Below are 10,383 nucleotides of genomic sequence, written 5' to 3'. Positions count from 1 at the left end.
GCTCGCCTTGTCGTCGGCGGTCAGCACCAGCTGACCGTCGATGCCCGGGGTCAAGCGTCCAGCGTTGATCTCGGTCACCCGGCGCACGCTCACCAACGTGTTCGACCGGGATCGCAGCATCAACTTCTGCAGATTGCGGACCCGTTTGAGGTCCCCCGCCTGCGTCGCCGTGAAGATCCGCTGCCGCAGACGCCGTACGTCGTCCTCAACCTTGCGCCAACGCACGGCGTTCCAGCTGAGGGCATCGCCCTCAGGTCCGTTCACCACCGCGACCGCAGCCGCGGCGGCGTCCAACTTGTCCATCGGTACCGGCCTCATTGTCATCGTCTCCGCACAGGCTCACCTGACCCGCGTCAGCCCGCTTTGCGCGGCCGGGCACGCGGCCCGGTATCCGGCCAGTTATCCACGACACCCGCCTGGAGGGACGAGATCAATCGCCGTGGTTTCCTGCTGCCTTTCGGCCACCGGCATTCGCTTCTCGGGTCATCCCAATCCCGCCGAGGACTTCCGCCTCCCTCACAGTCGGCCTACCGGACCAACATCGGGTCCGGACCCCGACGGGGTTCCCACGTTCCACACCCACGAGCTACGACCGGATTGGGTGCCTTCTCGACCCCGGGGACGACGGTGCTCTCCCGACCGGATGCCGTGCCCGATCGGCGCCTGCCGCTACACAGCGGCCAGTCCCTGCACTCCGCTGTTACCACCCCATCACGGAGCCACGTTTCACGAGGCATCAACGAAGGTTCACGCGATTCACCCGCCCGGTCTGCCCCTCGCCCGTGATCCCCGGATGGAACGGGAACCCTTCGGCTTCCTCTCGGGCTTCGCACCCCGCCGTTACCAGCGGCGCACGCCAAGAGCGGGGCCAGGCCATGAGCACGCGCCCGGAACTACACCACCGACATCAGCCGGCCTCCAATCAGCGAGTCCACTCGCAAGGTGTGACTTCGTGTCGCAACGGCAGATCAGTGCACCTGATCTTGCGGCTTGGCGTGTGACAAGGTCACGATGTCAGGCATGGATCAAACCGTCCCTGCATCGCGCTCGTTCGGTCGGCGGCCACGCTGTCTGGCCGGTGTGACCCGTTGCACTGCTGCACACGGGTGCGTAGGCGGGACCAGCGCCACGCCGAGCTGGGCGTGACGGTGCGGCGCGTCAGGCTGTTCCGGTTGCGGCGCCGTCCTGCCGGAGCCGGGCAGGACCACCGGTGGAACGAACTGGCGCGGACGCTCGCCGACGTAGGCTTCTGGCGCGACCAGTCGCTCGCTGCTGCGGAGGCCCAGCGGCGGGAAGTGGCGGCCGGAGGATACCCGTTCAGCTGCGCTGTCCTGGATGACGTGACGTTTCACGCTGATGGGGAGGAGCTTGCGGAGGGCGGCGTTGAGAACCTGCTCCGCGAGATGGCTCCGGCGCTGCGGCGCTGCGGTGTCACGTTACGAGTCCGTACGGTGTCCGAGAACAACGATGACGGCGGGTACGTCGTGGAGATCAACGGTCGTCGGTGTCTGGTTTTGGATGCCGATGATTGGCGTTACAACTCGCCGTGGTTCGAGGCGACCGTTCGGCCCCTCGCTGTCGTGAACGACTTGCTCGCCGCGGTGGGCACGCCGGTTCGTGCCTTCACGCTGTACACGGGTGGGAACGAAGGCCGAGCGGTGCTGCTTGATCCGACCGTCGTGGATGCGGTTCAACGCAGCGGCCTGGTTGACGACCGCGAAGTGCCTGAGCTGCCGCTACCCGGTCCCGACCAATGAACCAACGCGGTCGCCGCGCCCTCTCGCCAAGCCCTCCGCTACGGAACCGTGACGACGACACCGACCACTCACCGCGCAACCAGCGACACGGTCGGATACTCAGGCAGCCGGACGGGGCCGCTCCAATTGTTCCAGAATCGGGTTCGGCCGAGGTACGTACAGGGGGATGAACCCGTCGTCCTCGACATCGAGGATGCACAGGTGGGCGCCGACGTGCCGGGCCAGGTCGATGAAGAAGCCACGCACCGACGGTGATGCGACGAAGAGCCGGCTCATGGAGGTCGTCGCGGCCGTGAAACTCACGCTGACACAGCCCGGCATCAGGTTCGTGCGGTCCCACGTGGTCAGATAGATGATGCCGATCGACACCTGCGATCCGTGTACCGCCTCTTCAGCCTGGTGTGCCAACAGGTACTCGTCGGCCGGGAATCGGATGACGGTGTTGAGCTCGAGGCCGGGCGGGCTTGCCGTGATCGTCTGACCGGACGTGAACAACGTCGCGTGGGAAGGGCTCGTGAACGGCATGGTCAGAGTGCTGCCGTCGTCAAACACTACAACTGTGTGCTCGGCGCCGTGCGGCTCCGCCTGGGCCGCCACCGCCTTGAGCAAGGGACGTAGGGCAGCCCGTGGCACGTAGAGGACGAAGCTGTAATCGAGCCCCACAGCTGACCCTCCCTTCGGCGATCACCGACCGGTCTGTCCACCGGGGCGCCATCATAACGGTCCGTTCAGGACAACAGCGCCTACGGCATTGGCTCACGCAGTAGTCACTGGAGAGCCCGTTGCCGGGACAACTGGCACGGCGGGTTCGGACCGGGGGTCGCTGGAAAAGGGTCTGCCCAAACAGATACCTCGCCAGCGGCCTACCGGTGCGATGTCTGGTCGCCTCGTCGCGCGACGGCATCGTCGGCGCGCGACGAGGCCCTGTCCGTCCCGACGCAGCTCGATCGCAGCATTCTGTATCGTTCGCCCTTGTGGGTATGAACACCGACTACTTCGTCGCTGATCGCCGGAGAGCGGTGGCGCTCGCGGAGTACGGTCCGGCGGGCACCGAGGTGCCGATGCTGCTGATGAAGTGGGTCGAGCCTACGGTCCTGGGCAGTAAGCTCTGGGCGATCATCGACGAGCTTCCGGGCTCGGCATCATCCGACGGCCTGTCGTTCGACTTGGATCGGCGCAACGCCGTGCAGGATGTCGTCCTGATGAACAACATTGAAGGCACGTCAGGCATCGTCCAGATCGCGGACGGCTTCGTGCAGGTCCTGAAGACATTGGCGGTCGAGCGAGTCCCCGCAGTAGCGCAACGCTGGTCCACCGCAGAAGAATGGTTCGGTCCCTGGGAGCAGAACGAACTCGACGACACCGTCCACGGTCTTTGCGATCTGGCGCGGCGCGTCCAGGGCCGCGACGATCACATGTACATGTGGTGGTCGATGTAGGTCCGTTCAGTTCTGGCAACGCGCTCGTCGGCGGGGTGGCCGGCGTCGGCGAGAAGTCGCGCCGGCCAACCCGCCGAACATCAGGACCCGGCGACCGCGAACGGGCGCCGGCCAAACAGCGACACAGTCTGCGGTGAGCCGGCACTGGTTGCCGAGTTCGGGACCTGACCGGCTGCCTCCACCGCGCATGCTCAGCGCCAGATGGGGATGCCGCCTGTGTAGCGTGGCGCTGACCCAGCATGCGGTATCGCGCATGAAATTTCTCGTGCGCATAAGTAAGACTGGCTGGCATGGCTGATCTCGGCGACCCGAAGGCCGCGCTGCACCACTACCTCCAGGCGACTCGCGACGACCTGATCTGGAAGCTCGACGGGCTGAGCGAACGCGAGGCCAGACTGCCCCGCACGGCGACCGGCAACAACCTGCTGGGGATCATCAAGCACTGCCTCAATGTCGAGGCCGGCTACTTCGGGCCCACCTTCGGGCGCGAGTTTCCGACGCCTGAGGACCTGGTCTCCATGCGGGAATTTGAGCAGGACCCGCAGGCAGACTGGTACGCGCGGGAGGACGAGACGAAGGATGGGCTGATCGACCTGTACCGCCGTGTGGGGGACTTCGCGGACCAGACGATCGATCAGCTGTCCCTCGACGCGCCGGGGCAGGTGCCATGGTGGCGGCCAGGGCGGCAGGACGTAACGCTGCACCGGATCATCATCCACGTGACCTGCGACCTCGCCCGTCACGCCGGTCACGCCGACATCATGCGCGAGCACCACGACGGAGCGGTCGGCTGGCAGCAGGAGAACACCAACATCCCCGACAACTACGACTGGCCGGCGTACGTCACCAAGCTGACGAAGCTCGCCGACCGGTTCGGGTAGTCGTCCGGTCCGTCGATACAGGTGACCAGGTCGGTATCGCTCATCGGCACGATCGGATGCCCAAGCTCGCTGACGACACGCACGCTCGGTGACGATCTTCAGTCGACCGCCGAGCGCCCGCAGCGGCATGAGCGTGCGCGCGTCCTTGCGCCGAGCAATCCAGATGGCAGGCCATTTGTCTTCAGCGAGGCGTGCTCGTGCCGACATGTCACGGCGCACTGTCGTGAACTGGAGATGGCCGTGGACGATTGGCAGGACTGGCACACCCCGGCTGCCCAGCCGACCGTCACCGAAGACCGTGCGTGGCGCGGTGCGGCGGCCGCGGCGATCCCGCATGTGTTGATTCTGGTGGCGATGACGCTGGGCGTCCTCAGCTCCGAGGGCGTCAACCGAGCCTATGCGGCGTACTTGGGCTTCCTGGAGCTCTACGTCGTGCCGATAGCCGCAGTGGTGGCCTTGTGCCTGGGACTGGCACCCCGACAACGCGCTTGGTGTCTCCCGGTAGTTCTCAGCACTCTCACGGGAGCAGCCATCGTAGTGATCGCCACCCTGATCGTCGGCAACGGCGCCACCTGGTCCTGACGCAGACCACCTCCATCAGCATGACCGCCGGATTTTCCGTGATCAACCGCGCGCACTTCGGCATGTCAGGCCGCAGATCGCGCGAGGTGTAAGTCACCCTCTGTTACGAGCGGCAGCTGGCCACCGCGCAACAGACGCGGCATGTGCGGACGCCAAGATCGCGGACTGTACGGGTTCGAACTCACACAGGATTGCGGCACCAGAGTGCTCCTCCGCCTGCTGTCGTGGAGCCTGCCCCCCACTTTCGTGCGGGCCGGGTACGCTCCAGCCATGGCCCGGCGCCCAGCCTTTCCCTTCGAGCCGAGGTCGACTGCATACGTTTCACCTGGTGACTTCTGGGCCATCCCTACCCGCAGGGGCGGGTGGAACTGCTGCGGGATCGTGCTCGCAACGAACGTCTCGGAGGTCGCGACATCGCGATCTCTGATTGTGGGCCTCCTCGACTGGTGCGGACCCGAGGTTCCCACCGCCGACACCATTCCCGGCGCCACAGTCCTGGCCCATGGCGAGGCGCACATCAAGACCATCCGCGAGACCGGCGGGCTCCTGCTCGGGCACCGGCCGCTCGATGCCGATGACCTCGACACGCTGCTAAACGGCCGTGACCTGCACGACTGCCCGGTTTGGGGCTACCAGAGCATCGAAGATTACGCACACGAATACTTCGGTCGTCATTTCCCGGAGCGCCCGAACAGAGCAACCCAGTTGCCTGCTCCGCTTCAGTACCTCGAACACGATGTCTGATCAGCGATCGCGCGAACATACGCCCGCTCATCGGCGTGAGCCGTGGTCACGTGCCCGAGGCCATGTACGCCGCGAGGATGTAGTTCGGGTGCCGGTCGAGGTTGTCGCGGGCCCGGTCGTAGCGCATGGTGGTGCGTAGGTCGGCATGGCGGGCAGCGATCTGGACGTCGCGGAGGCTGACGCCGGCGTCGAGCATCGGCGTGACGAACGCATAGCGCAGCATGTGCGGGTGCATTCGCGGCGTCCGGACGCCAGCGGTCGCGGCCAGGTGTTTGAGTCGGCGGGTCGCGGCGTGCCGGTCCATGCGGGTGCCGAGGGTGCTGCGTAGGATCGGCGCGTCGGTGCGGCCGTCGACGGCGCTTTCGATGGCCCGGGCGACGGCCGGCGGCAGCGGGATGAGCACGACCTTGCCGCCCTTGCCCCGGACCCGTAGGACGCGGTGGCCGTGTTCTTCGCCGAGGTCGCTGATGCTGGCGGCGCAGGTTCGAAGATCGCAGTCCGAGTAGGCCGAGCGGCGCGATCAGGGCGAACCGGCCACGATCGACAACCGTCGGGACACCGTGGACGGTTGGTACTGGCGTACGTCCTGCAGCGAGCGCAGGTACCGTTCGGTATCCGTCCGGACCGCTGCGAGCGGACCGAGGTCATGGTCGGCGCACCAGCGCAGGAAGACCCGCAGGTCCGACTCGCAGTGCAGCCGGGTCTGACCGCGGTAGCGGCCGAGGTACGCGGCGGTCGCCGCACGCAACCCGCAGTGGTGAACGCCAGGGCGCTCGCCGCGGCAGATGAGGATGCCGGTGCGCGAAGCGACTCGACAGGGCTACGCGAGGTCGTAGGTGAAGCGGTCGGTCCAACACCGGGCAGCGTCCTGGTCGGCCACCGCGCGCAGGATGCGTTCGATTCGATCGAACGTGGTTCTTCCCATGGCCGAGCGGCTCACCCGGGATGCGGTCCAGGTCAGATGCACGGGACGCGGAACATCGGTGGTCAGCCGGTCCCACAACGCGTCCAAGTTGCGCCCGTAGTAGGGGCCGAAGTCCAAAAGCGCCGCCAGGTGCCGATGGAATCGGCCTCGGAGCGGATCTTGTCCCCGTCGAGCTGCACACGCACCACTGCACGATACGTACCACGCCCCGCTGACCAAGACGGGGCGGACCGGCCCAGCCGACGACTGCCGCGCGCACGTGACCACGACGACGCGCGCCCACCCTCGGTCACGTAGAGTGACAGTGCAGTACCGTAATGTCATGGCGCCCGAGGTGGCGCGTGGCCGCGGAAGGAACCACCTGATGTCACTCGTCCATTCCCGTCTTGTCGCGTCCATCGGCGCGGGGGCCGCTGCGGCAACGCTGCTCAGTGCGGCGGCGGTGCTCGGTGCGCCGTCGGTGGCGGGCGCCGCGCCGACCGCCACCGCGATCACTGTCGTCTCCCCGGCGGGCGGCAAGGTCGCCGCCGACACGACGAGGCAGGTGGTCACCATCAACGTCGCCGGCCTGACCGGCGCGACGCTCGATGACGCATCGATCCAGGACGTCTACCTCGGCGACAACTGCCAGTCGCTCGACTTCTACGTCACGCCCGGCACGACGCAGCTCGTGGTCAGGACCCCCGATCCCGGAGGCTGCGCGCCGACCTCCGGCGTGGCGTCAGAGACGATCACGATCAACTTCGCCAACGGCGTCGGCGCGCTCACCAAGACGCTGTCCGGCCTGGTCTTCATCACCCCGCCGGACCTCGACACCACCGCCCCCGTCATCACCGACCTGAGCAGCGAACTGCCGGCCGCGAACCGGATCAAGCAGTTCATGTCCACCGGCAACCAGGTCATCCGTGTCAAAGCCGGCAGCGGTTTCTCGTTCAGCGGTGCGGCCGGCCAGCTGTCGGCTACGCTGGGTGGCAAGCCGCTCGCCGAGATCAAGGTCTACAAGACCGACGGCACCGTCACCACGGCGGCCGGTTCGAACGCCGAGAACGGCAACTGGTTCACCGGCAAGACCTCCACCGGCATGACCAACGGCAATCTGGTCATCACGCACCGGGGCGTCAGCAAGACGTTCCTCGCCGCGGACCTCGGCACCAGCGTCGTCACGTTGCCCGTCATCACCGGCGTCACCCCGCTGTCCAGTAAGAGCAACACCAGCGTCACTGTCACGCTCAGCGGCACCTTCACCGGCGCCACCGGCGTGACCTTCTGCGGCGTGGCCGGCACCAACTTCACGCTCAACTCCGCGTCCACCTCGATCACCGTCAAGACGCCGACCACCGGCATCGCCGACGACGCCGCAGGACTCGGCGCGGGCGTCTTCTCCGGAGTGTGCCCGATCAAGGTAGTCACCCCCGCCGGCAGCAACGTCCACACAGCGAAGAGCATCCTGTCCTTCCTCGCCGAGTAGACCGCCGCGTTGGACACCAGCCGTCTCATCGGCGGCGGCCCAGTACCGATCCGTCAACTCAGCGAACCACGACCGATCCCGCTGGCGCAGGAACGCAGGTCATGCTGGACCCGAACCAGCTCGTGCTCTTTCCGCACGGCCAGCGTGACTGCCGGCCGCTCACCGGGCGTGCGCTGCCGGCGTTGACCGGCGCGGGCGGCCAGCCCCTCCGCAAACGCATACTCCACCGACCCTGACCCGCACACCACCCGAATCACAGAACTTGTGCCAGAGCCAGTTTTCAGCCGTCGTTGACATCTGGGTGGGTTCTCGCTGGCGCTGGGTTTCTATTCGGTCCAAGCCTCGCCGAACAGCGTCCACAGCCGGGGGTACCGGCGGGCGATCTCGGCGGTGTGCAGGCGGGCCCATTGGACGTCGTCCGGGTTCGGGTCCATACGCAGCCGGACGTGACGCTCCTCGGTGAGCACGTCGCGGATGTCGCCGTCGATGTCGGGCCGACGTTCGCCGACCATGCACGCCACGTATTCCGCGCCATAGCCGATACGTGTTGGCCGGCTCGCGGGTCGCGGACAGGTGCTGGACGAAGTCGAGTAGGTGTGAGCGGGAGATCCGGCCGAGTCGCTCGCCCAGGAGGATCTCACGCTCGCGTTGGGTCGGCCCAGCCTGGCGCGACACCTCGATGAAGGTCCAAAAGTCGTCCACGTCCACACCCATGAGCCTCGATCCGTTCAACACCCCGGAATTCGACACCCGCCAGCCCCAGCAGGATGGCGATCGGAGAGCGGAATGTGCGGACGCCTCAGGTGAGCGCCCTGCGACGGTAGGGCCGAAAGCCAACGCATCGGTCGGCGAGCCAGCCAGCGCATGCCCCGGCCGCGAAGAGTTCCTCGCGCAGCGCCGAATCGGTGTTGGGATGGTGGACGACGCGGTGACGGACGACGAACCAGTTGGCCGGAGCGGTGGCGGCTTCCTGTTGCGCCATCGCCTGGAGTGCGTCGGCTGGGGTCCGCGGGTTCAGCAGGGTGTTCCAACGGACTGTCTCATCCTCGTCCTGCGCAAGCGTGCTGAGCGCCTCCGGCGGAGTGTTCCAGTTTCGGGCGGTCCACAGTCGGACCGGTCGGATTTCATCGGTTGCCAAGACCGAGAGCCGCTCGACGGATGTGCTCGGAGACCGGGCTTCGAGGACACGAAGATAACCGAGCCTGCGTTCAGCCACCGTCCTCACTGGCCGTTCATCCATGGCGCCATGGTCGCATTGGCCAGCCGACACCGACATCCACTCATCCGCAGGACAGCGTGCCTTGATCCCGCCTGGGCGACCACCCTCCGTGGCGGGCAACGGCAGGGGCGCAGCGCACCAACGGCGGCATGTCCGGATGTCAATTGATCTGTGGGCTGGATCAGGTGTGGTTCTCGCTCATGGGCGGCCGATGGGTGGGCAGGTTGGAGCATCGACCTCAGGCGTCAGGTTCCGCCGTTGTGGATTTCGCGTAGCGTGCCGTCCGGCATGAAGCGGTAGCGGCGCGGGGGTCGCATCATCTGCAGTACCTGTTGCATCCGCGCGTCGCGTTCGGCCTGTTCCCGACCAGTTGGGTCGGCGACCCGGAAGCCGTGCAGGTGCACGTCGAACGGATCGATGTCGTCCGGGTTGGGCCGGCCTTCGAGGATGAAGCCGAACAGCGCGCGCAGAGCATCTTCACCCAACTCCAGCGGGTGGAAGGGCAGCGGGTACGGATCATCGCCGGGAAACATCGGGCCGACCGGATGCTCACCCGCCCAGTACGGCAGCTCGAACTCGTACGGCTTGCCGATGTTCTCCCCGATGCCGCCGTCCGGTGAGACGCTCAGCGAGCGGACGAGGTCGCCGTTGTCCCACACGGCGAAGCACAGCCAGTCGGAGCTCGAGTGCATCCCATGCATGATGATCCGCCGGCCCGCACCGGCTTCGAGCAAGTGGTCTGGCAGCTGTGACGGGCGGTCGCAGATGAGTCGTTGGTCGCAGAACAGCTCGGCGCCGGCCAGGACGGTCGCGTAACTCGTATCGTCTGGCGGATAGGCATCGTCGCCGAGCGAGCCGTCGCCGAGCGCCGTGACCTCGTAGCTGGGGTGTAGGTCGCGCACGAGGTTGATGACCTGCGCCGGGTCCGAACGCGCCCCGCCCCGCAGGGCGGGGCGAAGGTCGCCATCGGTGAAAGCAAGCAGTGCGGTCTTCGCGCCCATCGAACCCTCGTCTCCCGCCGGGATGATCTTCACAGACTACGGCTGATCGGACACGCCTCGGCAAGCAGCAACTGTGCGCCCCACTCGACGCGCCTGCGGCCATTCACAACGATTCGGCGCGAGCGTGCACCGCTCCCTGAGTTAGGGCAAGGCACAGCGTTTGAGTTGCATGTGTGCGCGGCGAACGGGTGCGAGCTCAGCGGCCGGCCTTCGCAACGCATCGACGAGGCCGGCGAAGCGGCCAAACCGGAGCAGGCCCGTCAGCGGCGACACCCTCCCTGTCACGCTGATGTGAGACAGCCCGTCTACCAGGGGATACTCTTCCTGGACGGTTGCGAGGAGAGATCATCAGCATGACGTCGAAGCC

General features: G+C 66.7%; 14 protein-coding genes. 6 read left to right on the top strand and 8 right to left on the bottom strand.

The genetic code is table 11. The features are described from left to right. Nucleotides 1–303, bottom strand: a 303-nt coding sequence (locus tag ACFY3L_RS54370) for a reverse transcriptase N-terminal domain-containing protein (RefSeq protein WP_389343850.1), incomplete at its 3' end; no start/stop codon positions are given. Nucleotides 304–1,142: 839 nt separating this feature from the next. Here ACFY3L_RS54370 and ACFY3L_RS54365 point away from each other — a divergent pair. Continuing rightward, entirely contained in the window at nt 1,143–1,757 is a 615-nt protein-coding gene (locus tag ACFY3L_RS54365; protein WP_389343847.1) for a hypothetical protein, read from the top strand. A 99-nt stretch (nt 1,758–1,856) separates the two neighbouring features. On the opposite strand, the gene ACFY3L_RS54360 is transcribed toward ACFY3L_RS54365, so the two are convergent. After that, nucleotides 1,857–2,420, bottom strand: coding sequence for a hypothetical protein (locus tag ACFY3L_RS54360; protein ID WP_389343844.1), 564 nt, complete (start codon nt 2,418–2,420; stop codon nt 1,857–1,859). Nucleotides 2,421–2,737: 317 nt separating this feature from the next. Between ACFY3L_RS54360 and ACFY3L_RS54355 the strand changes: the two genes are divergently transcribed. The 4 genes from ACFY3L_RS54355 to ACFY3L_RS54340 all read left to right on the top strand — a co-directional run bounded on the left by ACFY3L_RS54355 (nt 2,738) and on the right by ACFY3L_RS54340 (nt 5,403). Next, on the top strand, nt 2,738–3,196 hold the full coding sequence (locus ACFY3L_RS54355) for a hypothetical protein (RefSeq protein WP_389343841.1): 459 nt from the start codon (nt 2,738–2,740) through the stop codon (nt 3,194–3,196). 290 nt (nt 3,197–3,486) lie between these two features. Continuing rightward, nucleotides 3,487–4,077, top strand: a complete 591-nt coding sequence (locus tag ACFY3L_RS54350) for a DinB family protein (RefSeq protein ID WP_389343839.1) — start codon at nt 3,487–3,489, stop codon at nt 4,075–4,077. Nucleotides 4,078–4,098: 21 nt separating this feature from the next. Beyond that, nucleotides 4,099–4,659: a hypothetical protein gene (locus tag ACFY3L_RS54345; protein WP_389343836.1), complete on the top strand. Its 561-nt coding sequence runs from the start codon at nt 4,099–4,101 to the stop codon at nt 4,657–4,659. Between the two features lie 429 nt (nt 4,660–5,088). After that, nucleotides 5,089–5,403, top strand: coding sequence for a hypothetical protein (locus ACFY3L_RS54340; RefSeq protein WP_389343833.1), 315 nt, complete (start codon nt 5,089–5,091; stop codon nt 5,401–5,403). Between the two features lie 46 nt (nt 5,404–5,449). On the opposite strand, the gene ACFY3L_RS54335 is transcribed toward ACFY3L_RS54340, so the two are convergent. The 3 genes from ACFY3L_RS54335 to ACFY3L_RS54325 all read right to left on the bottom strand — a co-directional run bounded on the left by ACFY3L_RS54335 (nt 5,450) and on the right by ACFY3L_RS54325 (nt 6,652). Then, nucleotides 5,450–5,872, bottom strand: a complete 423-nt coding sequence (locus tag ACFY3L_RS54335; protein ID WP_389343853.1) for a tyrosine-type recombinase/integrase — start codon at nt 5,870–5,872, stop codon at nt 5,450–5,452. A 51-nt stretch (nt 5,873–5,923) separates the two neighbouring features. Beyond that, complete coding sequence (locus tag ACFY3L_RS54330) at nt 5,924–6,151, bottom strand: hypothetical protein (RefSeq protein ID WP_389343830.1); 228 nt, start codon at nt 6,149–6,151, stop codon at nt 5,924–5,926. A 72-nt stretch (nt 6,152–6,223) separates the two neighbouring features. Next, nucleotides 6,224–6,652, bottom strand: a complete 429-nt coding sequence (locus ACFY3L_RS54325; RefSeq protein WP_389343827.1) for a barstar family protein — start codon at nt 6,650–6,652, stop codon at nt 6,224–6,226. A 40-nt stretch (nt 6,653–6,692) separates the two neighbouring features. On the opposite strand from ACFY3L_RS54325, the gene ACFY3L_RS54320 reads away from it, so the two are divergent. After that, nucleotides 6,693–7,796: a hypothetical protein gene (locus ACFY3L_RS54320; RefSeq protein WP_389343824.1), complete on the top strand. Its 1,104-nt coding sequence runs from the start codon at nt 6,693–6,695 to the stop codon at nt 7,794–7,796. 326 nt (nt 7,797–8,122) lie between these two features. On the opposite strand, the gene ACFY3L_RS54315 is transcribed toward ACFY3L_RS54320, so the two are convergent. The 3 genes from ACFY3L_RS54315 to ACFY3L_RS54305 form a co-directional block, all read right to left on the bottom strand. Further along, nucleotides 8,123–8,308 (bottom strand): hypothetical protein, encoded by a 186-nt coding sequence (locus ACFY3L_RS54315; RefSeq protein ID WP_389343821.1) that lies wholly within the window; start codon nt 8,306–8,308, stop codon nt 8,123–8,125. A gap of 287 nt (nt 8,309–8,595) precedes the next feature. Further along, complete coding sequence (locus ACFY3L_RS54310) at nt 8,596–9,036, bottom strand: hypothetical protein (protein WP_389343818.1); 441 nt, start codon at nt 9,034–9,036, stop codon at nt 8,596–8,598. A gap of 224 nt (nt 9,037–9,260) precedes the next feature. Further along, a complete protein-coding gene (locus ACFY3L_RS54305) occupies nt 9,261–10,049 on the bottom strand; it encodes a DUF6928 family protein (RefSeq protein WP_389343815.1) in 789 nt (262 codons plus the stop codon). Nucleotides 10,050–10,383 lie beyond the last annotated feature (334 nt).

The organism is Dactylosporangium sp. NPDC000521 (assembly GCF_042898305.1).
Lineage (GTDB): Bacteria > Actinomycetota > Actinomycetes > Mycobacteriales > Micromonosporaceae > Dactylosporangium.
The sequence above is the reverse complement of the archived record's forward strand: the minus strand, read 5'-3'. Positions and strand labels throughout refer to the sequence as shown.

Excerpts from the sequence above, each read along its gene's own strand:
- ACFY3L_RS54355 (WP_389343841.1), top strand. The coding sequence starts at position 2,738 with ATGAACACCGACTACTTCGTCGCTGATCGCCGGAGAGCGGTGGCGCTC.
- ACFY3L_RS54350 (WP_389343839.1), top strand. The coding sequence starts at position 3,487 with ATGGCTGATCTCGGCGACCCGAAGGCCGCGCTGCACCACTACCTCCAG.
- ACFY3L_RS54325 (WP_389343827.1), bottom strand. The coding sequence starts at position 6,652 with ATGACATTACGGTACTGCACTGTCACTCTACGTGACCGAGGGTGGGCG.
- ACFY3L_RS54320 (WP_389343824.1), top strand. The coding sequence starts at position 6,693 with ATGTCACTCGTCCATTCCCGTCTTGTCGCGTCCATCGGCGCGGGGGCC.
- ACFY3L_RS54315 (WP_389343821.1), bottom strand. The coding sequence starts at position 8,308 with ATGGTCGGCGAACGTCGGCCCGACATCGACGGCGACATCCGCGACGTG.
- ACFY3L_RS54310 (WP_389343818.1), bottom strand. The coding sequence starts at position 9,036 with ATGGATGAACGGCCAGTGAGGACGGTGGCTGAACGCAGGCTCGGTTAT.